At 40.8% G+C, this 23266-nt stretch carries 26 protein-coding genes and 2 rRNA genes; 4 read left to right on the top strand and 24 right to left on the bottom strand.

The annotated features are described in order from the left end of the window. Nucleotides 1-221: 221 nt before the first annotated feature. From QI30_RS00140 to QI30_RS00130, 3 genes are all read right to left on the bottom strand, one after another. A complete protein-coding gene (locus tag QI30_RS00140; protein WP_126988945.1) occupies nucleotides 222-1181 on the bottom strand; it encodes a ribose-phosphate diphosphokinase in 960 nt (319 codons plus the stop codon). Between the two features lie 39 nt (nucleotides 1182-1220). Further along, the gene (gene glmU / locus QI30_RS00135) at nucleotides 1221-2576 is read right to left on the bottom strand and encodes a bifunctional UDP-N-acetylglucosamine diphosphorylase/glucosamine-1-phosphate N-acetyltransferase GlmU (protein WP_126988944.1); all 1356 of its coding nucleotides are present in this window, start codon (nucleotides 2574-2576) and stop codon (nucleotides 1221-1223) included. A 208-nt stretch (nucleotides 2577-2784) separates the two neighbouring features. Further along, nucleotides 2785-3876 (bottom strand): IscS subfamily cysteine desulfurase, encoded by a 1092-nt coding sequence (locus tag QI30_RS00130; protein ID WP_126988943.1) that lies wholly within the window; start codon nucleotides 3874-3876, stop codon nucleotides 2785-2787. A gap of 86 nt (nucleotides 3877-3962) precedes the next feature. On the opposite strand from QI30_RS00130, the gene nadB reads away from it, so the two are divergent. From nadB to nadA, 3 genes are read left to right on the top strand one after another with little or no spacing between them, the layout of a single operon-like run. After that, complete coding sequence (nadB, locus tag QI30_RS00125; RefSeq protein ID WP_126988942.1) at nucleotides 3963-5471, top strand: L-aspartate oxidase; 1509 nt, start codon at nucleotides 3963-3965, stop codon at nucleotides 5469-5471. Next, the gene (gene nadC / locus QI30_RS00120; protein ID WP_126988941.1) at nucleotides 5425-6276 is read left to right on the top strand and encodes a carboxylating nicotinate-nucleotide diphosphorylase; all 852 of its coding nucleotides are present in this window, start codon (nucleotides 5425-5427) and stop codon (nucleotides 6274-6276) included. Before nadB ends, nadC begins: the two co-directional genes overlap by 47 nt. Beyond that, nucleotides 6276-7379 (top strand): quinolinate synthase NadA, encoded by a 1104-nt coding sequence (gene nadA, locus QI30_RS00115; protein ID WP_370323566.1) that lies wholly within the window; start codon nucleotides 6276-6278, stop codon nucleotides 7377-7379. The genes nadC and nadA overlap by 1 nt, the downstream gene beginning before the upstream one ends. Before the next feature lie 51 nt (nucleotides 7380-7430). Here the strand turns inward: nadA and spoVG are convergent, their stop codons facing one another. The 10 genes from spoVG to metG all read right to left on the bottom strand — a co-directional run bounded on the left by spoVG (nucleotide 7431) and on the right by metG (nucleotide 16076). After that, nucleotides 7431-7721 carry a septation regulator SpoVG gene (spoVG, locus tag QI30_RS00110; RefSeq protein ID WP_126988939.1) on the bottom strand — a complete coding sequence of 97 codons (291 nt, stop codon included), beginning with the start codon at nucleotides 7719-7721 and terminating at the stop codon, nucleotides 7431-7433. A gap of 177 nt (nucleotides 7722-7898) precedes the next feature. After that, nucleotides 7899-8270, bottom strand: a complete 372-nt coding sequence (locus tag QI30_RS00105; protein ID WP_126988938.1) for a RidA family protein — start codon at nucleotides 8268-8270, stop codon at nucleotides 7899-7901. 3 nt (nucleotides 8271-8273) lie between these two features. Beyond that, nucleotides 8274-9101, bottom strand: coding sequence for a pur operon repressor (gene purR, locus QI30_RS00100; protein ID WP_126988937.1), 828 nt, complete (start codon nucleotides 9099-9101; stop codon nucleotides 8274-8276). A 67-nt stretch (nucleotides 9102-9168) separates the two neighbouring features. Then, nucleotides 9169-10023, bottom strand: a complete 855-nt coding sequence (gene ispE, locus QI30_RS00095; protein ID WP_126988936.1) for a 4-(cytidine 5'-diphospho)-2-C-methyl-D-erythritol kinase — start codon at nucleotides 10021-10023, stop codon at nucleotides 9169-9171. A 206-nt stretch (nucleotides 10024-10229) separates the two neighbouring features. Further along, a complete protein-coding gene (gene veg, locus QI30_RS00090) occupies nucleotides 10230-10490 on the bottom strand; it encodes a biofilm formation stimulator Veg (RefSeq protein ID WP_029501085.1) in 261 nt (86 codons plus the stop codon). Between the two features lie 138 nt (nucleotides 10491-10628). Beyond that, on the bottom strand, nucleotides 10629-11507 hold the full coding sequence (gene rsmA, locus QI30_RS00085) for a 16S rRNA (adenine(1518)-N(6)/adenine(1519)-N(6))-dimethyltransferase RsmA (protein ID WP_126988935.1): 879 nt from the start codon (nucleotides 11505-11507) through the stop codon (nucleotides 10629-10631). Beyond that, on the bottom strand, nucleotides 11500-12063 hold the full coding sequence (gene rnmV, locus QI30_RS00080) for a ribonuclease M5 (protein WP_126988934.1): 564 nt from the start codon (nucleotides 12061-12063) through the stop codon (nucleotides 11500-11502). Before rnmV ends, rsmA begins: the two co-directional genes overlap by 8 nt. 139 nt (nucleotides 12064-12202) lie before the next feature. Further along, nucleotides 12203-12925: a 3D domain-containing protein gene (locus QI30_RS00075; protein ID WP_126988933.1), complete on the bottom strand. Its 723-nt coding sequence runs from the start codon at nucleotides 12923-12925 to the stop codon at nucleotides 12203-12205. Nucleotides 12926-13063: 138 nt separating this feature from the next. Beyond that, a complete protein-coding gene (locus tag QI30_RS00070; RefSeq protein WP_126988932.1) occupies nucleotides 13064-13837 on the bottom strand; it encodes a TatD family hydrolase in 774 nt (257 codons plus the stop codon). A 265-nt stretch (nucleotides 13838-14102) separates the two neighbouring features. After that, nucleotides 14103-16076 (bottom strand): methionine--tRNA ligase, encoded by a 1974-nt coding sequence (gene metG / locus QI30_RS00065; RefSeq protein WP_126988931.1) that lies wholly within the window; start codon nucleotides 16074-16076, stop codon nucleotides 14103-14105. Nucleotides 16077-16438: 362 nt separating this feature from the next. Between metG and QI30_RS00060 the strand changes: the two genes are divergently transcribed. Then, a complete protein-coding gene (locus QI30_RS00060; RefSeq protein WP_126988930.1) occupies nucleotides 16439-16717 on the top strand; it encodes an AbrB/MazE/SpoVT family DNA-binding domain-containing protein in 279 nt (92 codons plus the stop codon). A gap of 226 nt (nucleotides 16718-16943) precedes the next feature. Here QI30_RS00060 and rsmI read toward each other — a convergent pair whose 3' ends face one another. From rsmI to QI30_RS00005, 11 genes are all read right to left on the bottom strand, one after another. After that, nucleotides 16944-17813, bottom strand: coding sequence for a 16S rRNA (cytidine(1402)-2'-O)-methyltransferase (gene rsmI, locus QI30_RS00055; RefSeq protein WP_126988967.1), 870 nt, complete (start codon nucleotides 17811-17813; stop codon nucleotides 16944-16946). Further along, nucleotides 17791-18081 (bottom strand): GIY-YIG nuclease family protein, encoded by a 291-nt coding sequence (locus QI30_RS00050; RefSeq protein WP_126988929.1) that lies wholly within the window; start codon nucleotides 18079-18081, stop codon nucleotides 17791-17793. The genes rsmI and QI30_RS00050 overlap by 23 nt, the downstream gene beginning before the upstream one ends. Then, nucleotides 18065-18814: a tRNA1(Val) (adenine(37)-N6)-methyltransferase gene (locus QI30_RS00045; protein WP_126988928.1), complete on the bottom strand. Its 750-nt coding sequence runs from the start codon at nucleotides 18812-18814 to the stop codon at nucleotides 18065-18067. The genes QI30_RS00050 and QI30_RS00045 overlap by 17 nt, the downstream gene beginning before the upstream one ends. A gap of 49 nt (nucleotides 18815-18863) precedes the next feature. Continuing rightward, nucleotides 18864-19223: a DNA replication initiation control protein YabA gene (gene yabA / locus QI30_RS00040; RefSeq protein ID WP_126988927.1), complete on the bottom strand. Its 360-nt coding sequence runs from the start codon at nucleotides 19221-19223 to the stop codon at nucleotides 18864-18866. Nucleotides 19224-19243: 20 nt separating this feature from the next. Beyond that, nucleotides 19244-20062: a PSP1 domain-containing protein gene (locus QI30_RS00035; protein WP_126988926.1), complete on the bottom strand. Its 819-nt coding sequence runs from the start codon at nucleotides 20060-20062 to the stop codon at nucleotides 19244-19246. Continuing rightward, the gene (gene holB, locus QI30_RS00030) at nucleotides 20055-21062 is read right to left on the bottom strand and encodes a DNA polymerase III subunit delta' (protein ID WP_126988925.1); all 1008 of its coding nucleotides are present in this window, start codon (nucleotides 21060-21062) and stop codon (nucleotides 20055-20057) included. Before holB ends, QI30_RS00035 begins: the two co-directional genes overlap by 8 nt. A 107-nt stretch (nucleotides 21063-21169) precedes the next feature. Beyond that, nucleotides 21170-21607, bottom strand: coding sequence for a YaaR family protein (locus QI30_RS00025; RefSeq protein ID WP_126988924.1), 438 nt, complete (start codon nucleotides 21605-21607; stop codon nucleotides 21170-21172). 19 nt (nucleotides 21608-21626) lie between these two features. Next, on the bottom strand, nucleotides 21627-21956 hold the full coding sequence (locus QI30_RS00020; RefSeq protein WP_029501099.1) for a cyclic-di-AMP receptor: 330 nt from the start codon (nucleotides 21954-21956) through the stop codon (nucleotides 21627-21629). A gap of 60 nt (nucleotides 21957-22016) precedes the next feature. Beyond that, nucleotides 22017-22643, bottom strand: a complete 627-nt coding sequence (gene tmk, locus QI30_RS00015) for a dTMP kinase (protein WP_126988923.1) — start codon at nucleotides 22641-22643, stop codon at nucleotides 22017-22019. 228 nt (nucleotides 22644-22871) lie between these two features. Beyond that, nucleotides 22872-22987 (bottom strand): 5S ribosomal RNA (rrf, locus tag QI30_RS00010). A gap of 53 nt (nucleotides 22988-23040) precedes the next feature. Further along, a 23S ribosomal RNA gene (locus tag QI30_RS00005) occupies nucleotides 23041-23266 on the bottom strand; the annotation flags it as partial.

The following is a 23266-nucleotide window of genomic DNA, read 5'->3' as shown; positions in this document are numbered from 1 at the left end:
TTCCCCTTTCTCATCTATCGAAAAAATTTATATTTGTTTGTGTCACATATAATCTCTTCCCAGTCTGAATGGAATTAAAACATTTACGAGTAAAAAGCACTACTTTTCGAGTGATTAAAACAAGTCCCTAACATGCATCGTAATAGGCTTTGACAGCATTCTAATATAAAAAAAGGGAACTCGATAATTTTACCGAGTTCCCTTATCAAATACGTTAAATATTAATCAAATAATTTACTTACTGATTTGTTTTCGTAAATGCGTACGATCGCATCAGCTAATAATTTTGCAACAGAAAGTTGGTGAATCTTTGGTGATTTTTTCTCTTCTGATAATTGGATTGAGTCAGTTACAACTAATTCTTTAATTACAGAGTTTTCGATACGTTCGATTGCTGGACCAGAAAGAACTGGGTGAGTACAGCAAGCGTAAACTTCTTTCGCGCCAGACTCTTTAAGAGCTGCAGCACCGATAGTGATTGTACCAGCAGTATCGATGATGTCATCGATTAAGATACATGTTTTGCCTTCAACATTACCAACGATGTTCATTACTTCAGCAACGTTTGGTTTTGGACGACGTTTATCGATGATAGCGATTGGTGCTTTAAGACGTTCAGCCATTTTACGCGCACGAGTTACGCCACCGTGGTCAGGTGATACGATTACTAAATCATTACCTTCGAAACCTTTTGATTTGAAGTGATCAGATAATAATGGAACACCTACTAAGTGGTCGATTAAGATATCGAAGAAACCTTGGATTTGTGGAGCATGTAAATCTAGTAATACTACGCGAGTTGCGCCAGCTGTTTCTAGAAGGTTTGCTACAAGTTTTGCCGTAATTGGTTCACGTGAACGTGCTTTACGATCTTGACGAGCATAGCCGTAATAAGGCATTACTACGTTTACTGTGCGTGCAGAAGCACGTTTCACAGCGTCGACCATGATTAATAACTCCATTAAGTTTTCGTTTACTGGAGCTGAAGTTGACTGCACGATAAATACGTCACAACCACGAATACTTTCCTCAATACTGATTTGAATTTCTCCATCACTGAAGTGTTTTACAGAACTTTTACCTAGCTCTACGCCCATTTCCTCGGCGATTGCAGAAGCAAGGGGTTCATTTGAGTTTAGTGAAAAGATTTTTAAATTTGAGTTAGCATATTGATACGGCATGATGGCCTCCTGTTTGATTATAAATTATTTTAAATTTAATTACTTCACGTAGTTTTCTTTGTTCTCTTGACGAGAGCGACCAATTGCAAGCGCGTTGTCCGGTACATCTTTTGAGACCGTCGTGCCCGCTGCAATTAGCGATTTTTCACCTAAAGTGACTGGTGCCATTAAGTTTGCATTACAACCAACGAACGCTTTGTCCTTGATGATTGTTTTGAACTTATTAACGCCATCATAGTTCACAGTAATTGTACCACAACCAATGTTGACGTCAGCACCAATCTCAGCATCGCCTAAGTAAGTTAAGTGAGAAGCTTTACTTCCCTCACCTAGTGTTGTTTTCTTCAATTCAACGAAGTTCCCAACTTTTGCGTGGTTGCCCACATTCGATGCTGGACGAAGATGTGCGAAAGGTCCAACGGCTACGTCTTCTCCAATAACACTTTCTTCTACAACCGAATTTTTCACGTTTGTACGATCGCCGATTTGGCTATCTTTAACGTGCGTATTCGGTCCGATAACACAATCTTCCCCGATAACTACTTTCCCTTCAAGCATTGTACCTGGCAGTAAAATCGTATCGCGGCCGATTTCAACGTCGGTACCGATATACGTATTATCTGGATTAATGATTGTGACACCGTTACGCATATGTTTCTCATTGATGCGAGCGCGCATAAGTGTTTCCGCTTGTGCTAAAGCAAAGCGGTCATTAACACCAAGCGTTTCAGAGAAGTCATCGCAGATTGAAGCTGCAACGATTTCACCTTGCTCTTTTAGAATGCTAATAACGTCCGGTAAGTAGTACTCACCTTGAACGTTGTCATTGTTTACTGATTTCAATGCAGTAAATAATGCTTTGTTGTCAAAGCAATATGTGCCTGTATTGATTTCAGTTACTAAACGTTGTTCTTCTGTTGCATCTTTATGTTCGACAATTGCTTCAACTTGACCGTCAGCAGCGCGTAGGACACGACCGTAACCAGTTGGATCCTCCGCTACTGCAGTTAAAATTGTTGCTTTTGCGTTTTCAGATTCATGATGTTCGATAAGCGCTTTCATTGTTTCTGGACGAATCAATGGCGTATCACCACAAATAACGATTGTTGTCCCTTCAAGGTCGCCTAGTAATGATTCTGCTTGTTGAACGGCGTGACCTGTACCAAGCTGTTCGGCTTGTAGTACATATTCACTCTTATCGCCAAGTTGTTCTTTTACTTTTTCTGCACCATGACCAACAATTGATACTGTACGTGCTACATCAAGCGTTTGAATATGGTCTACCACATGTTCTACCATTGGTTTTCCACATACAGAATGAAGAACTTTATATAATTTAGACTTCATACGTGTGCCTTGGCCAGCAGCCAAAATAACGGCATAAATATTTTTCATGTCAGTAAGTCCTCCAATTAGCTGATTTTCTATTATGACTATATAGCAAATTTCGTTACTTTTCAAGGCTTTAAGACTTGACAAAAAGATGTCATACAACTTAAAATTAAAGCCTTTTGTTTTTTTATATAAGCAAAAATCTCTCGAAACTCTTGTGAAATCAATCTTTCAAGGAATGATTTGACAACTTGTCACTACAATTTACGTCTTAAAAATCATTTAAAATTTCACAAAGAATTTCAATTTCCTTTATCGTTGTCCGGGCGCCAAACGAAATACGGAAAAATTGGCGCGCCTCATCAACTGACGCGCCCATCGCCATAATGGCTTTTGTTCCCGCTTCATGCGAACTATCACAAGCACTTCCAGTCGAGACCATCACCCCTCGTTCGCTTAGCCGTAACATGACATATTGCCCCTCATAGCCATGCACGAGTAAGCCACAAATACCAGGATACTGAACAGCCGCTTCTAGTAACGTGTATTTATTACCCGCTAAACGCTTCTTTAACACGTTTCGAAGCGTTGTAAAATGTCGATGGTTTATTTGGTTACTACATGCCTCAGCTGCAACTGCAAACGCGCCATTTGCAGCCACATCCACTGTGCCACCTCGTAAGCCCTTCTCATGTGTTAATCCTGGGAAAAGAGGGACTATCCTGCTTCCCGGCTTAATATAAACCGCTCCACAGCTTTTAGGCCCGCCTATTTTATGAGCCGAACAAGAAAAAGAATCAATATGCCGAACAAAATCGAGTGGCACTTTCGCAAAAGACTGTACACAATCTACATGTAGTAATACATCATGGCGCCGCGCGATTTCTGCAAGTTGCGCAATTGGCTGAATACTACCGATTTCTGGATTAATATGCTGTAGCGCAAGCATGCACGTATCGTTATCAATCATGCGTTCAACTAATGCACAATCAATCAAGCCATTTTGCTGTAGCGGCAAACGCGTCACACGATAGCCCATGCGTTCAAGCGCATTCATCGCCGCATGTACCGACGTATGCTCGGCCATTGACGTAATAATGTGCCGCTTCTTTGATGCGAGTGCGAGCGACATAATGCCAATTAAATTAGCCTCGGTGCCACTGCCGGTAAAATAAATTCCTCGTGCCTCAACACCTGCAATATGTGCAATCATCGCGCGCGCATTGTCGAGTACTTGCTTTGCCATCCAGCCATCCTCATGCAAGCTAGATGCATTACCATAATATTGTCGTGCAATTTTTTCATACGTTTCAAGCGCCGCCTCACTCATCGGTGATGTGGCCGCATAATCTAAATAAACCATCGTAATCCCCTTTTCTAGCTCTTGTCTTATTGAATATTTTATGTAAATATATGTGACAAGACAACTGTAAAAGAAGGTATGTACACATGCATGTAGACATTATCATCCTCGGTAGCGGCATTGCGGCACTTCAAACGGCACGCCTGCTACCAAAACACAAGCACGTCTTAGTTATTACGAAAGGTGATTTGCGCACGAGTAGCTCCTATATTGCGCAAGGTGGCATTGCGTCTGTCACACAGCCAAAGGATTCATTTGCGAGCCATATCGCAGACACACTTGCTGCTGGTGTCGCGCATAATTACGAGCCACATGTTAACAATCTTGTTACGGATGGCAAAACGGCGCTTGATGCGCTCATCACGCAAGGCTTTGCTATCGATGCGCACGTTGGTTTAGAGGGCGCACATAGTCATCACCGCATCGTTCATGCTGGCGGTGATGCGACCGGGCGACATTTAACCGAGCATTTAATCAACCAGCTTCCTAGCAATGTACACATCCATACACATGAACTTGCCTATGCGCTATTGCACAATACAGCAGGTGACATTATCGGTGTTCGGACAACAACGCAATGTTATTTTGCAGCACAGACGATTATCGCAACGGGCGGGGCTGGCGCGCTCTACACGTACACATCTAATCAACCTAAAAGTTTCGGTGATGGTATCGCAATGGCCGCACTCGCCGGGGCAGCTGTTGCCGATATGGAATTTATGCAATTTCACCCAAGCTTATTGTATAAAGATGAACGTTGCTTTGGACTTGTATCTGAAGCGGTGCGCGGGGCCGGTGCACGTTTTGTAGACGATACCGGCGATTACTTTATGAATGGACAAGACCTTGCACCTCGTCACATCACAGCACGCGCCGTCTATGAGCGTCGTGCAGCCGGTCATGACGTCTATTTAGACATTTCAGCGATTGCAAATTTTGAACAACATTTTCCGACTGTTAGTGCCATTTGTCAGCGCGCAGACGTTCCACTATCCACGCAGCGTATTCCGATTGCACCGGGTAGCCACTTTTTAATGGGCGGCATTTTAACCGATGATGTTGGGCAAACGTCACTGCGAGGCTTATATGCGGTCGGCGAAGCGGCATGTAGTGGCGTCCACGGGGCGAATCGCCTCGCGAGCAATTCATTATTAGAAGGACTGGCGTTTGGTATGCGCCTTGCAGAGCATTTAGCACAAGCGCCAGCACAAACAAATTGGCACTTGCGGCATGCACCTGTCGCACCAAATACGGCGCTATTGCCGCTTGAACAACTTCAACAACTTATGATGCAGCACGCCGGTATTATGCGAAGCGGACTTACGTTACAACAGCTTAAAAATAAGCTCCCGATTATCCACCAGATTGCGCCGGACCAGGCCGAGCTCGCACTTGCACATGTGACTGCACGATTGATTGTCAGCGGAGCACTTGCACGCCAAGAAACACGCGGGGCGCATATACGCGAAGATTACCCTCAACAAAATGACGCGCTATCAAACCGCTTATTGATACAACAACAGCACACCATCGTTAGGAGGACATGGCATGAATTTATTCAAACTACAGCACATGCTGAAAGAATTTTTTATTGAAGATATTGGCGACAATGATTTATCGAGTACGACGATTTTCCCAGCAGATGAAGCCGGACAATTTTCTTTTTATGCAAAAGAAGACGGTATTTTTTGCGGCACGCCTATTATCGAAACGGGCTTTGCGCTATTGCATCCATCTATTCGCGTCACAATGCACGTAGCAGAAGGTGCGCGCATTGCATACGGCGACAAACTTGCAACGATTGCAGGGCCGATTCAACTCTTATTGTCAGGCGAACGTGTCGTACTAAATCTCGTACAGCGCCTTTGTGCAATTGCTACGATGACACACGCTGCCGCTTCGCAAACAGCCGGCACAACGACAAAAATTTGCGATACGCGTAAAACGACACCGGGGCTACGAATGCTCGAAAAGTATGCCGTACGTATCGGCGGTGGCTACAATCATCGCAGCGGCTTATATGACTGCATTATGTTAAAGGACAACCATATCGCGTTTTGCGGTTCGATTACTGAAGCAGTGACGCGCGCACGCCAAGCGATTGGGCACACCGTCAAAATCGAGGTCGAAATCGAAACGCGCGCGCAACTTCAAGAAGCGATCGAGGCGCACGCGGACATTATTATGTTTGATAATCAAACACCTGAAACGATTCGTGAGTGGCAACAACTCGTACCAGAGACGATTGTCACCGAGGCATCAGGCGGTATTACACTCGACACGATTGCTAGCTACGCACAAAGTGGCGTTCACTATATTTCACTTGGCTTCCTGACACATTCGGTGAAAGCTTTCGATATTTCTGCACTTGTTGAACTGAAAGGAGCGTTAAACGCATGATGAATCCAACATTATTCGATCAATTATCAAAATTACCTGAACGTTATAAAACGATGTCAACAAAGGAAATGGAAGCGCGCGTACGAGCGATTAAACAACAGCTTGGTGAGGAGCTTTTCATCCCAGGTCATCACTATCAGCGTGATGAAGTCATTCAATTTGCTGATGCAACAGGTGACTCCTTACAACTTGCACAAATTTGCGCTGACAATACATCTGCAAAACATATTGTTTTTTGCGGCGTGCATTTTATGGCAGAAACAGCCGATATGCTAACAAAAGATGACCAAATAGTTTACCTACCAGACATGCGTGCTGGTTGCTCGATGGCAGATATGGCAACTATCGAACAAACCGACATTACCTGGCAATATTTGCAGCAATTATTCGGGGATACAATCGTACCTCTTACATACGTCAATTCAACCGCAAGCATTAAAGCATTTGTCGGCAAACATGGCGGTGCATGTGTGACATCATCCAATGCTGTCAAAATGGTTGAATGGGCTTTTACTCAGAAGCCACGTCTATTATTTTTACCCGATCAACATCTCGGACGAAATACAGCTTTTTCTCTTGGCGTACCGCTTGAGCACATGGCTGTCTGGGACCCAATTCGTGAAAAACTCGAATATGATGGTGAGCTTGAAGACGTACAAGTGATTTTATGGAAAGGCCATTGTTCGGTCCATGAAGGTTTTAATAAATGGCATATTGACGACATTCGTAAAAATGACCCGGACATGCGCGTTATCGTCCATCCTGAATGTAGTCATGACGTCATACAGGCGGCCGATGATAACGGGTCGACAAAGTATATTATCGACACGATTGAAAGCGCTCCTACAGGTTCTCGCTGGGCGATTGGCACCGAGATGAATCTCGTGAAGCGCCTGATTACGGACCACCCTGATAAACACATCATTTCACTCAATACGAATATGTGTCCTTGCCTAACGATGAATCGCATCGACTTACAACATCTATTATGGGCGCTTGAAACGATTGTAGAAGGCGGTCGCGGCAATGTCATCACCGTTGACGCCGACACAACAGCGCAATCAATTCACGCATTAGAGCGCATGTTACAATTTGCGAAATAAAAAAAGAGGCCTCCCGTCAAAAGGAGACCTCTTTTTTTATGACCTTTTATTTTATACTTGTTCAACAATGCTCTCTTCCTCATTCGTTTCTTCCGCATTTTCATACGCGATTAAGACAGATTGTTGAATCTTTGTACGCATATCTGAGTTAATCGGATGTGCAATATCTCGGAACTCACCATCAGGCGTACGTTTGCTCGGCATAGCGACAAACAGTCCCGTATTCCCGTCAATCACGCGAATATCATGCACAACAAACTCGTTGTCTAGTGTGATGGAAGCGATCGCACGCATGCGACCATCCGTTTGAACACGGCGTAATCGTACATCAGTTACTTCCATTCTTTTCACCACCTCTCATCTTAGATGCAAAAATTAACTCTTTCCTACTATTATATTCGGCAAAAAAACATTTTTTTCCTTCTTTTCATAAAAATATTTTTTGGAAATTTCAAAAAATTTACTTTAAAAAGAAAAAAAGAGAACCTGCTTATGCAGATTCTCTCCTCTCTATTGAAATTATACGAGTGCGATAACTTCGATTTCTACTTTAACATCTTTAGGTAAACGCGCTACTTCCACACAGCTACGTGCTGGTTTGTGGTCGCCGAAATGACGTGCGTATTCTTCATTTAACTCACCGAATTCATTCATATCTGAAATGAATACCATCGTTTTCACGACTTTGTCTAATGAAGAACCCGCTTCAGCTAATACCGCTTTTAAATTTTCGAAAACTTGGTTTGTTTGTTCCGTAATTGTTCCTTCTACAAGGCTACCATCCGCAGTTAATGGGATTTGACCTGAGCTATAGAACATGTTGTTCACAATAACACCTTGCACGTACGGACCGATTGCCGCAGGTGCATTATTTGTTGCTACTACTTTCATTACTTAGTTTCCACCCTTCGAAAAATAATTACCCTCCGTTAACTCAATCGTACGATCCTTCTCATTGACTTCTCTTAATTTCACTAATGAATAATAATCATCGACTAAGCGTTCATCGGGATGTTCAGCCTCAACTAGCACAGCAATGCCCGCTAGTGTACAGTCGAACTCTTCTAATAAATTCTTCATCCCGTTCATCGTACCGCCAACTTTCATAAAGTCGTCGGTGATAAGCACGCGCTGACCACTCTTCATACTACGTTTTGATAGCACCATCGTTTGAATACGACGTGAAGAGCCTGATACATAATTAATACTTACAGTAGAGCCTTCTGTCACTTTATTATCGCGACGTACAACCACAACCGGAACATTCAAATGACGTGCAATCGCATGTGCAATTGAAATCCCTTTCGTTGCTACGGTCATAATAACATCTATTTCTTGATCACAAAATGCTGAGGCAAATACTTTACCAACTTTGTTGATTAACTCGGGGTTACCAAGTAAGTCGGTCATAAATAAATAGCCACCAGGCAGCAGGCGATCGGAATGACTTAATTCTTTAATTAGCTCTGTAATAACTTTCTTAGCTGATTCTTCAGGAACTTTAGGGATGTATTTTACACCACCAGCCGCACCTGGGACTGTAATTAAATGGCCAATCCCTCTTTCTTCAAATGTATCTTTCACAATCGATAAGTCTTCGCTAATGGAGGACTTTGCCGACTGATATGATTCAGCGAAAAATGTAAGGGGGATTAATTGTTGTGGATGCTCCAATAAATAATGCGTCATGTCTACAAGACGCTCACTACGCTTCCATTTCATGAAACCCTCTCCTAAATACGAATGTTTTATACAAAAAATACCATAATTATACGTGTTTATGCAAGCACTATCGGTCGCCGAGTAGGCGCACTGCATATACTTCATCACAAAAACCTTTGAGTCCATTTACAATACGAGTTGTACGCGCCTCTGTCTGCACGAGCGCAAACACTGTCGGGCCGCTACCGCTCATAAGCACACCGTCCGCACCAAAGCGTTTCATTTGTTCTTTAATGCTAGATACTTCAGGGTGCATATCAAGCGTAACGCTCTCTAATACATTGCCTAGTGTACCACACATCTTAGCGTAATCATTCGTCTTAATTGCTTCGACCATACGAGCTGTATCCGGGTGCTTCACATCATCTAGATTCAAGCCACCATAAACTGCCGCAGTCGATACACCAATTGTTGGCTTCGCTAAAATAACCCAACTGCTTGGTGGTGCTGCGATATGTTCGATCTTTTCGCCGCGTCCGCGCGCAATTGCGGTACCGCCATATACACAAAATGATACGTCTGAGCCAATCTCTGCACCTAATTCAGCTAGCTCATCAAGTGATAACCCAAGGCTCCATAATTCATTTAAACCTTTTAAAGTTGCTGCTGCATCACTACTACCACCTGCAAGTCCAGCTGCTACTGGAATTTGCTTATCGATTGAAATTGAAACGCCTGAATTTACATTGAAGCGATCCTTCAATAGCTTCGCTGCTTGATACGCCAAATTACGTTGGTCATCTGGAACAAAGTTATTACTTGAATGAATGAAGATTTCGCCATCTTGACGTAACTCCAAACCAACACGGTCTGCTAAATCAACCGTCGTCATAATCATCTCTACTTCATGGTACCCATCTGGACGTTTATGTAATACATCCAATGTTAAATTTATTTTCGCAGGTGCTTTTACGCAAAGCATATGCTTACCTCACTTTCCTATCTGGCCATCATCGCCCTTTGTTACTGTGTATTATTTTAACACATCAAGACTTTTACATGACGGTTTCAGACATGAAAAAAGCCACGCCAAAAATTCTGCGTGGCTCCGAAAATAAAACACTTATAAAACGGCCCTTCAAACAAGAAGGAATGTTTTATAAGTGCCCGAAAAAATATAAATGCTTACTATTCGGCGATAGCCAGTTTCGACTCGCCTTCGAATGTAATCTCTACTGCTTCTGTTAAGATATCTGTGTAACTGTAAGAAACGCGTTCAAATGCGTTTTCATCTTGATCAAGGTCTACAACGAATACTGCACGATATGTTTCGCGAAGTACACCTGCTCGCTCGATTGTTTTCTTACGGCCACCATTTGCTTTCAATTGCATGCGTTGGCCTAAATGACTGTCTAACGACTTTTTAATGTCGGCTAATGTTTTTGGCATTATGCTTACACCTCACTATAACCTAGTATAACAAGGTACCCTTCAAAAGTCAAGCACAAATTTATATTTTATCAATCTACATTTTCTATGTCAATTATTTTATAGCATTTTTTCTATGATTTTTTTGCATAGACACTATTAGTTAAAATATGGGTGCAATGCATCCGCTAACGCGCCAAATTCTGCGATTGATAATGTTTCACCGCGGCGCGATGGCTCTACGTCAGCTTGCTCAAGCGCACGTAAAATTTCTTCTTTCTTCGCTTTACCATTTGGCAGCTGTGATTGAAGATTGTTTAGTAACGTTTTACGACGTTGTGCAAAGGCTGCACGCGTTACGCTAAAGAAGAACTCCTCATCGATTACAGTAACTGGTGGCTCTTCGTGACGGATTAATTTTAAAACAGCTGAATCAACATTTGGTTGTGGCATAAATACCGTTTTTGGCACAATCATTGCCACTTCCGCTGTACAGTAATATTGAACCGCAATTGATAGTGAACCATATGCTTTCGTTCCTGGTTTCGCTGAAATACGATCTGCTACTTCTTTTTGCATCATCACCACAAAGCCACGTAACGGCAGATTTTCTGTTAATAATTTCATTAAAATCGGTGTCGTCACGTAATACGGTAAGTTTGCGACCACCATGATGTCTTTAAAGCCCGCAAGCTCTGAATCGATTAAACCCTTCACATCCGCCTTTAAAACGTCTGAATGAACGATTTTAACGTTATCATACGGACTTAATGTATCTTCTAGTACTGGTAATAGACGTTGGTCAATCTCAAATGACATGACCTTACCTGCTTCGCGTGCTAAATGCTCTGTTAAAGCGCCAATACCAGGCCCTACTTCGATTGCTGCACTATCCTTTGTTAAATCTGCGTGACCTACAATATTACGTAAAATATTTGGGTCGATTAAAAAGTTTTGACCTAAGCTCTTTTTAAATGAAAAACCATATTTCTTTAAAATTTCCTGCGTACGAATCGGTGTTGCGATATCTTTATGCATTCTCTTCCTCCTGATTAATTTGCGCAATTGCCGCGCCAAATTGTTGCTCGGTAATTTGGAACATTTCCAAACGTTTTATGAGCTGCTTGCCGTTTGTAGAACCAATATTTAAAATTTCCCCTAGACGATCACGACGTTTTTTTGCAGACGGGTGACCAATTAGATGAGCCATTAATATATCTTCTCGCGTAATCGTACACGCCTGAGCATCCTCTTGTACGGTATAGACATTTTCAAGGGCATAGCGAATATCTTCTGACTTCGCATGTTCAATACCTAAGCTCTTGCCATTTTTAGCAATGGTTTTCTTCTTCGGTAAAAACGCATGCTTGATTCCCTTCACATGCTCCTCAATAATTGCACGAATGCGGCGGCCAGGATAATCAGGGTCCGTAAAGACGATGACCCCTCTCACATCTTGTGCATGCTGAATGCGTTGTAAGCACTCTGCAGAAATCGCTGAACCATTCGTTTCAATCGTATCGGCATTTACCGAACGCTTAATCGCTGTCGTATCATCCTTACCTTCAACAACAATAATTTCTTTTATGTCCACTTGTGTGAATCCTCTTTTCGTTAATTACTACGTTCTAAAAATAAACAATATGCTTATTATAATATGTTCGACGCAAAATAAAAAGTGTCGCGTTTTTGGCATAAAAAAAGCAGCCTCACTTTTATGAAGCTGCCTACGATTATTTATAAACGGTTACCGTTACTGAACGACGACCCCAGTTTAAAGCTTTTGATTTTGATGACATAAATACGTCAATTTTATTCCCTTTAATTGCGCCACCTGTATCGCCTGCTACAGCTAAGCCGTAACCTTCAACGTACACTTTAGAGCCTAATGGGATGACACGAGGATCAACTGCGATTACTTTTTTGTTTGGATTCGCACGTAAGTTGATACCTGTTGCTGTGCGTCCTGAACAACCTGCACAGTATGCAGTGTATGCTGTTGATGACACGGTAAATGTACGAGCGCTAGAACCCGTTTTTGTAATACCTGATAAATATTTAGAGTTTACATAACCTTTTTTGCCTTTGTAAGAAACTTTTACCCAGTTTCCTTTACGGCCACCAACGTATGTAACTTTTTTACCTTTTGGAATTTTGTACTTAATGCGGTAGCTTACACCTGCACCAGCACGAGCATTTAAGTATGCTGTTGTTTTCACTGTTTTATTTGCGACAGTTGAAATTTTTTCACCAGCGAAGCGATTCGCGTAATCTGTTGCTGCTTTATCTTGTTGTTCTGTTGTTTTAACTTCTTTTGTTGCCTGTTCATTAGTTGCAGTACTAAATACTGTAGCTACTACAAACGCAATCATAAGTGTAAGTGCTGTTAACAGCATTACGGTTTTAGAGTTTTTTAATGATTCCGGGAACAGTTTTTTCATGGAATTGTTTGACATGAAAAATACCTCCTTATTCACTCGTTGGATTATATAGAGTGTCTTTAGTCCCTGTCAACAGTGGATGAATTTTACATAAAAAGGAAAACCTTATTGTACCAACGTTTTCGTGAGTTTGGAGGAATTAGTTCCAAAGTTTCATTTTATGTTATAGAAACGATGTGCATTTTCGGTCGTCACACGCTCTACCTCTTCAACCGCTATTCCGCGTAGTTGCGCGATTTCTGCGGCGATTAGAGGGATGTATGACGGCTCGTTCCTTTTACCCCGATTTGGATGTGGCGCAAGGAAAGGTGCGTCCGTTTCTAAAATAATTCGTTCAAGCGGTATTTCTGCGGCGACTTTTTTAGGTGTTTTTGCATTTTTGAATGTTACAGGTCCACCTAATCCGACGTAGAAATTTAACTTTTCGATAATCACTTCTGCGATTTCGACGCTTGCGCTGAAGGAGTGCATGACGCCCCCCACCTCTTCCGCATGTTCTTCCATTAACATGCGTACACAATCACCAGTTGCCTCGCGATTATGAATAATAATTGGGAGTTTTACGCGTTTCGCAAGCTGAATTTGCTTGCGGAAGATTTCTTCTTGCACATCTTTGGGTGACTTATCCCAATGATAATCCAATCCTGTTTCTCCAATGGCGACGACTTTGTTATGTTCAGTTGCTAATTTTTCAATCCATGCTAGATCTTCGTCTGTACAATCGATTGCATCAACTGGATGCCAGCCGATCGCTGCGTAAATAAAATCGTATTGCTCAGCAAGTTCAAGCGCTCGCTCAATCGTTGGTCGGTCAAAACCAATCACAACCATCTCTTTGACGTTGTTTTCAAAGGCGCGCTCAATCACCTGATCTAAATCTTCGTTGTATTGCTCGTTGTTTAAATGGACATGCGTATCGATAAACATATGACATGCTCCTTTTCTGAGATTTATTGTACTCATTAAAACCATTTCATAAATAACTTCTATATTACATTTATATTACAAATGTTATAAATAGCTAAAAAATCTTCACATTTTTACGTAAAAAGAAAGTGTAATTTGACATATAAAGTCACTTATTTATACTATATAATTATTAATTCTAAACATATTTTTACTATTTTTTGGCAAACGTAACAGAAAAGGACCGCGCTAACAGCACGATCCTTTCATTAAAATCATCCAATAATTAACGTACGCGAGCGCCGTTTTCTAACGTTGGATCTACTTGTGCAAGTTTTAATGTATCCCCTACACCGCCAGCTAAAATCATCCCTTGAGATAGTTCGCCGCGAAGTTTTACTGGTTTTAAGTTCGCTACAACGATTACTTTTTGACCGACTAATTCTTCTGGCGTGTAGTAAGCAGCAATACCTGATACAACTTGGCGTTGTTCATAGCCAAGATCCACTTGAATTTTTAATAACTTGTCTGCTTTTTTCATTTTTTCAGCAGCTAATACTGTACCGACACGAAGCTCTACTTTCATGAAATCATCAATTGTAATTTCTTCTTCGTGTTCAATATCTTTCGCTACCGCTTCTTCTTTTTTAGGCTCTTCCTGAACTGTTTTTACAGAACCACGCATTTGCTCACGGATGTACGCTACTTCTACTTCATTGTCTAAACGAGGGAAGATAGGTTCACCTTTTGAAATAACCGTTGTACCAGTTGGAATCACGTTTGTAGCCGTTAATGTATCCCATGCTAATAACTCTTCTGATAGCCCTAATTGACGTAAAATCTCTTTTGGCGATTTTGTCATAAATGGTTGAATCATAACCGCTACACGGCGAAGATTTTCAGCTAAGTTATACATAACTGTACCTAGCTTCGGTTTTAATGCTTCGTCTTTTGCGAGTACCCATGGTTCAGTTTCATCGATATATTTGTTTGTACGAGACACTAATGTCCAAATATCAGCTAACGCAACGCTAAATTGCATTTTCTCCATATTATTCTCGAATTTTGTTAATGATTCTTTTGCAGTTGCTTCAAGCGCTGCATCAAAATCTGTGTTTTCTAAGCCTTCAGTTGGAATGACACCACCAAAGTATTTATTCATCATTGAAACAGTACGGTTTAATAAGTTACCAAGGTCATTGGCAAGGTCAAAGTTTGTACGTTCAACGAATGATTCTGGTGAGAATACACCATCTGAACCAAATGGTAGCTCACGTAATAGGAAGTAACGTGTTGCATCAAGGCCGTAGCGCTCGATTAGCATTTCCGGATACACAACATTGCCTTTTGATTTCGACATTTTGCCGTCTTTCATCATAATGAAGCCATGTGCGAATACTTTCTTCGGTAATGGTAAATCTAATGCCATTAAGAAGATTGGCCAGTAGATTGTATGGAAACGTACGATATCCTTCCCTACTACATGAACATTTGCAGGCCAATATTTTTTGAAGTCTACATCATTGTCTGTATCATAGCCTAATGTTGTTAAATAGTTTGTTAAAGCATCTACCCATACGTAAATAACATGCTTCTCGTCGCCAGGGACGCGGATACCCCAATCAAATGATGTACGAGATACAGATAAATCTTCAAGACCTGGTTTAATGAAGTTATTCACCATTTCATTTTTACGAGACTCTGGCTCGATGAAACCTGGGTTTTCTTCATAATATTGAAGTAAACGATCCGCGTATTTCTTCATATTAAAGAAGTAAGACTCTTCTTTTACTTTATGCACAGGACGACCGCAGTCAGGACAATTGCCATCTACTAATTGTGTTTCTGTAAAGAATGACTCACATGGTGTACAGTACCAGCCTTCATATTCACCTTTGTAAATATCACCATTGTCTAGGAAGCGTTTGAAGATTTTTTGTACAGCTGTTGTGTGACGTTCTTCTGTTGTTTGGATAAAGTCATCATATGAAATATCCATTTGAGCCCATAATTTTTTCGCAGCATCTGCAATTTCATCGACATAGACTTTAGGAGCCTTGCCCGCTTCTTCTGATTTCTCTTGAATTTTTTGACCGTGTTCATCCATCCCTGTTTGGAATCGTACGTCAAATCCTCGTAAGCGTTTGTAGCGTGCCATCGTATCAGCAGCTACTGTTGTGTAGGCCGTGCCAATATGGAACTTGCCGCTTGGATAATAAATCGGTGTTGTGATATAAAATGTTTCTTTTTCTTTGTTCACGAAAGCTTCCTCCAGTGTTATACAGTATACCTACTATTCTATCTAAGTAGACAAATTGAAGCAACGATAGTTTATTTTGTCGATTTTGTGTAGAAATTTGTCGAATTAATATCTCGAATTAAAAACACTATTATAAGCGTGAAAATCATCGAAAAAAGCAGTTTTTGGCTAATTAAATCATTTTTTTACGCAATCCTACCTCCATATAAACCATATATTTGAAAAAAAGTTTCGAAACTAGGAGAAAAAATAATTGACGATTATGGTATTAGTTGGTATGATTAGTTCCAGACAAAGAAATGATGTCGAATTTTGACGAAACAAAAAAATAGATCAAACAATTAATTAGGAGGAGATTCATCATGAAATCTACAGGTATTGTACGTAAAGTTGACGAATTAGGTCGCGTGGTTATTCCTATCGAATTACGCCGCACATTAAGCATTGCAGAGAAAGACGCTTTAGAAATTTATGTGGATGATGATAAAATCATCTTAAAAAAATATATGCCTAACATGACTTGTGCTGTAACAGGTGAAGTATCAGACGATAACTTCCGTCTTGCTGGTGGTAACTTAATCTTAAGCCCAGAAGGCGCACAAATCTTAGTAAAAGAAATCCAATCTAAATTAAACAAATAATTTAGTGTTGTAACATCCCATTTTCCAATCCCTTAAAATAGTTAAACCCTTGTTTTTGTATGTGAAAATTATATAAATAGAGGCCCCGATGAATTTTCGCCGATTCATCGGGGCTACGTTTTTATTTGGAGTTTCTTCTATAATATATAGGAATAGACTTTTCAGGTTTTATACCGCTTTAGTTATAAAAAAAGAGCCACAATCAAATAATGATTGCGGCTCTTTTTTAGTCTTCTACATGATATGCTTGGTAGACGTCACGTTTTGGTAATTTACGTTCTTTAGACACTTCCTTGATGGCTTCTTTCGAGCTTTGGCCATTTTCAATAAGTTTTTCAATGTGTTCCACAACACTAAGCGCTGACCACCATGTTACCTCTTCTTCAATGACACTTTCATCTGCACCTTCAACAATGACAACAAATTCCCCTCGAATTTCGCTACTGTTTGCCCATTCAAGTGCCTCTTCAATCGTACCACGTAAAAACTCTTCAAATTTCTTCGTTAATTCCCGCGCTAAAACGATTTTACGGTCACCTAAGATGGCATGCATATCTTTTAATGTATCCTTCATACGATGCGGTGCCTCATAAAAGATAATCGTTTCATGACGTTTTGCTAAGCCTTCAAGCGATTCTTTACGCTCTTTCTTTTGACGACTTAAAAAACCATAAAATAAAAATGGCTGTGCGGGTAACCCAGAGCCGATTAATGCTGTTAATGCCGCATTGGCTCCTGGTAATGGCACAACAGCAAAACCTTCTGCCATCGCCTTCATTGAAATATCTTTCCCTGGATCTGAAATACAAGGCATTCCCGCATCACTTACAAGTGCCACTGTTTTTCCCTCACGTAGCATATGCAGCAACTTCTCGCCGCCCTGCTCCTGATTGAAGTCATGATAGCTTGTTAGTGGCGTTTCAATTTCAAAATAGTTACATAAGCGTTTTGTGTTGCGCGTATCTTCTGCCGCAATCACATCCGCTTCCTTTAAAATACGCAAGGCGCGCATTGTCATATCTTCTAAATTGCCAATCGGCGTCGGGACTAAATACAAAGCACCGCGTTCGTGCTCAGCGCTCATTTGTGATTGAATCATCCGTACGACCTCTTTCTTCTATATAATTTAACTTTTGTTGACGCGTCAAGCGCTTGAAATGATATTCAGCGCTCATCGCCTCATGCTTCGTTTCAAACTCTTCATAATAAATACAGCTTACCGGTAGACGTGCGCGCGTATACTTGGCACCCTTCCCGGCGTTATGTGTCGCAAGTCGCTTCTCTAGGTTATTCGTATACCCAGTATATAAAGTCCCGTCGCTACAACTAACGACATACATGACTTCTTTATTCGGCGTCGCCATAAAGCATCCCACGCACTTCGTCTGTATATTCATTGTCATCTCCGTACACATAAAGTGGTGGCAGAACTTTTAAACCTGGCTTCCCGTCCTTAATACCTTCAATCAACAACGTATTTGCCTCTTTGCCCATTTTTGGGTACACAAGTTGAATTCGTTTTGGTTCAATACGATTTGCACGCATTGCCATGACGATGTCGAGCAGACGCTCTGGGCGATGTACATACGCCGCTTTCCCACCTTGCTTTAATAAGCGTCCTGACGTATAAATCATTTCATCAAGCTTCAAATAAATTTCATGACGCGCGATTTTCACATGCTCTTTTAAGTTTTTATCGCTCGCCTCATGTGCCAAGAAATAAGGAGGATTGCATGTCACGACATCGTATTTTTCAATACCTAAATCTGTCGAAACCGTACGCACATCTCCTTGCATGATTGTAATTTGTTCTTCAAGCTCATTGTATTTTACGCTACGGCTCGCCATATCAACAAGACGATCCTGCAATTCTACCGCTGTAATATGCGCTTTTGTACGCGCGCTTAAAAATAACGGAATCGCTCCATTCCCTGCACATAAATCAACAATTTGTCCTTTATGATGTGGAACATTTACGAAGCGAGACAATAATACGGCATCAAGAGAAAATGAAAATACCGATGGACTTTGTATAATGCGTAGCTCCTCCGCTAGCAAATAGTCCAATCGTTCATCATCCTTTAACCATTGTTCCATGAACTTACCCTCCAACAAACTAAAAGAGGCTTATAGAAGAAGCCCCTTTTTAGTCATTTTGTTTATTTAAAAATGAAAGACAGAACAAGCAATCTTCACCTTTACGCGATGAGCCAAAATGTACATTACATACATGGTAGCCCTCGTGGTAAAGACGCGCTAAATTATCGTATCCTTCACCAACATCTAGCACATCACGTTTTTCTACCGCAATCTCAGGCAACTGCTCTGGTTGTTGTGATAGTACTTCTTCCAAACGCGTACGCAAATGATGATTTTCCATTTGTAGTGTCTGATGTTCCTCCATCATTAAAGCTACAAACTTTTTTAATGCCTCAAATTGAGTTTGCATCGACTCAAGCTGTTGTTCGAATTCCATAACAGTGTCTAAGAAATTATGGTCCTTCACGCAAGCCACCTCATATTCCCCTATTGTACTGAACTTTTTTCAAATTCTACAATTTCATCTAATGTATATTCTAACACACGATTCTCTTCAAACAGTTCTACTTGCAATAAACGTTCTAAAATATTCAAACCAACGACCTTCCCTTTACCGTCAGGCGTTGAAATTGTACGACCGATGTCTGGCATTTTTGAACGAGCGTCTTCATATTCATCATTTTCATATTTTAAGCAGCACATTAAGCGGCCACATAAACCTGAAATTTTTGATGGATTTAACGATAGATTTTGGTCCTTCGCCATTTTAATTGACACGGGCTCAAAATCACCTAAAAACGTTGAACAACATAACATACGACCACATGGGCCAATGCCACCTAACATTTTTGCTTCATCACGTACGCCAATTTGACGTAATTCAATTCGTGTACGGAATACAGAAGCTAAATCCTTTACTAGCTCACGGAAGTCAACACGACCTTCTGCGGTAAAATAAAAGATAATTTTATTGCGATCAAAGGTATATTCGACATCTACTAATTTCATTTCTAGCTTATGCGTTGAAATTTTTTCAGTAGCAAGCTCAAATGCACGCTTCGAGTCTTCAAGATTTTCAGATACTTGAATACTATCGTGCTCATTTGCTTGGCGAACAACTTGCTTTAATGGCAAGATGACATCATCATCTTCCACTTCTTTTGGCGGAACAACTACTTTACCATATTCAATCCCACGTGCGGTTTCGACAATGACATATTCGCCATTTTCAAGTGCATTTTCATTAGGATCAAAATAATATATTTTACCCGCTTTCTTAAAACGGACTCCTACTACTTTATACAAAGGACTTTCCCTCCTGCAGGTTTAGCATTAATTGTTCCATCAGCAATGTACGATTCATATTACTATGCAATGTTTTTCGTGCATGTAATACTGCTTGCAACATTTTTGAAAGTTGCTCGTATGTTAAACGTAATCCTGTGGTCACAAAGAAGTCCTTCATGTCAGGATACGTTAACGCTGCTGTTGGATTTGCCTTTACTGCTACAATATCGCGATACGCATAGAGCAGTAAATCCAATGCTAACTCCATTTGGTCTCTTTCTTTAAAAGTTGGCAACCAATCCTCATGCACAATTAATAATGCCTCATGCACATTTTTCGATAGCGTCGCTTCTATTAATTTTAACACTGTTTTTCTCGCCTGTGCAAACTCGTCATCTTTTGTTAAAGCAATTGCTTCATCTACGTCGCTCGTTACCATACTAACCGTCGCCGCAAGAGATGCACTAATGCCTTGATTACGCAGTTCATCTAATAATAAATGCTTTGGAATTGGTTGAAACGCAATATGCTGACAGCGTGACCGAATCGTCGGCAAAATCGCATTAATATTTTGTGTTGTGAAAATCGCCGTTACTTCACCAATCGGTTCTTCTAAGAATTTTAGCAATTTATTCGCAGATTTTGCATTTAAGCGTTCCGCATCATGTACAATATATACTTTGCGTCCTGCTTCCATACCACGCTTACTCATTTCTATCAGTAGCTCCTCAATTGCCGCTACTTTAATAAATTGCCCATCTGGATACACTTGATGAAAATTAATATGGTTCCCCGTTTCAAGGCGCTGACAGCTACGACATGTGTTACATGGCTCGCCATCGATTGGTTGCTCACATAATAATAACTTCACAAAAAAATGTGCGACTTCTTCCGTTGCCGTCCCTTTTTTACCTTCAAATATGTAGGCTTGACCGATTCGATTTTTACGTTCAATGATTTGTAACTGCTTCATAACGACCGGTTGCAATTGTTTCAGTTGTTCTGTTGTTTTTTCCATTTCCATCACCTTTAAAAAATGAAGCTGTGACACAAGTACAACCGATGCGCTTCATGCCTAAGCACGAATGTTCATCATCAGATGTTTTCCCTAATGCCACAGCTCCGTTATGTGTACAGATTAATGAGTAACCCTTTAATCTCTCCGATTTTCGCTAGAAGATCTACAGAGTCCTTTTCCTCATTCAAAATATCTTCCGTTAATTCAATTAGCTTTTCATCAATTGTATCAACAATCTTTAAACGACGGCCCTCACCAAAACGATTCCACGTATGAGACTGTTTCAACTCCATACCAAACGATACAGACTCTTTCAAAAAGCGTTTAATCAACATTTTAAATTTTGCAAGATCACGTAAATTACGCGACTTCGTAATACGTTCACCCGCAGTCGAAATATCACCTAACAAACGTGTTAGCTGTTCCGTCTGCATTTTTTGGCCCTGTTTTACAACAAGACTACCAAAATTATTCGTCGCCTGTTGCTGCACTTGTCGAGTCTGTGCCTGGTTTCTCCCAACGTGTATGTCTTGGTTAATTTTCATTTATACGGTCGCCTCCACTCTAGAAATGATGGAATTGTTCAATTGGTAATACAAATACCGTTGCGCCACCTACTTCTACTTCTACAGGATAAGGAATATATGAGTCCGCATTGCCTCCCATAGGTGAAATCGGCGCTACCATTTGTTCACGTGAACGGCAGTTGTCACGAATGACATCTAGCGCTTTAGGAACGAGTGAATCCTCCGTACCAATTAAGAAAGTGGTATTTCCTGATTTTAAGAAACCACCTGTACTGGCTAATTTCGTTGCTCGAAAATTATTTTTCGTTAAAGCATTTGAAAGACGGTTACTATCCTGATCTTGTACTACTGCAACTACTAATTTCATCGGCATTCACTCCTGATTCTTTTCAACTATTATATCATAAAGTCAAATTTTTCATCATGGCTAAACAAGTGGTGCAATACATTGCCATGCTGATTCTACTACTTCTTCTAAAGATTTGCTCGCATCAATTACTTGAATGCGCTCTGGGAAACGTTCTGCTAAATGTAAATACGCCTCATGTACAGATTGGTGAAAAGCTAAATCTTCTTTATCCAAACGATTCACTTCACGACCCGCATTCGCATTGATACGCGCTAAACCTACTTCTGGTTCTAAATCAAATAACACCGTCACATCCGGCATTCTGTCGCCAATTGCAAATTCATTAATCGCTTTCACTGCATCGATTCCTAAATTACGGCCAACACCTTGGTACGTTAATGAAGAGTCAATAAAGCGGTCACATAATACTACTTTACCCTCTTTTAGTGCTGGTTCTACAGTTTCTGCAAAATGTTGACTACGTGCAGCCGCATATAATAAAGCTTCTGTACGAGGATCCATTTCAGTATGATTTTTATCTAAAATAATATGACGAATTTTTTCGGCAATCACACTACCACCTGGTTCACGTGTTGCAACAACATCTACACCACGCTCAGTTAGACGTTCCTCAATTTTTTTTAACACAGTTGTCTTACCTGCACCTTCTGGACCTTCAAATGTAATAAACACTGTTTTTTCCATTGAACTCTTACCTCTTTCAATCAATAAATACTATTTTGCTTTTTTAGGTTTTGTTAATAAAGTAATCGTAGCTACAGTCGTTGCAGCAACTAATTTTACAAAAGTCGTTTTTTTCATATTCTGCACCTACTCTCTTACTTCTATTGTAAGTAACTTAGCATGAAAATTCACTTCATATGCCATTTTAAAGCATAAAAAAAGTACTGACTTCTGTCAGTACTTCGGTGTGCCTAGCAACGTCCTACTCTCGCAGGGGGAAACCCCCAACTACCATCGGCGCTAAAGAGCTTAACTTCTGTGTTCGGCATGGGAACAGGTGTGACCTCTTTGCCATCATTACTAGACTATGAAAGATTGTTCTTTCAAAACTGGATAAACTATGACATGAAAGTAATATTTGGTTAAGTCCTCGACCTATTAGTATTCGTCAACTCCGTACATCGCTGCACTTCCATCTCGAACCTATCTACCTGATCGTCTTTCAGGGGTCTTACTTACTTGCGTAATGGGAAATCTCATCTTGAGGGGGGCTTCATGCTTAGATGCTTTCAGCACTTATCCCGTCCACACATAGCTACCCAGCGATGCCTTTGGCAAGACAACTGGTACACCAGCGGTGTGTC

The organism is Candidatus Kurthia intestinigallinarum, assembly GCF_003991225.1.
In the GTDB taxonomy this organism is placed as follows: Bacteria; Bacillota; Bacilli; order Bacillales_A; family Planococcaceae; genus Kurthia; species Kurthia populi.
Note: the sequence above shows the minus strand (reverse complement) of the source record. Positions and strands in the feature narration are given on the sequence as shown.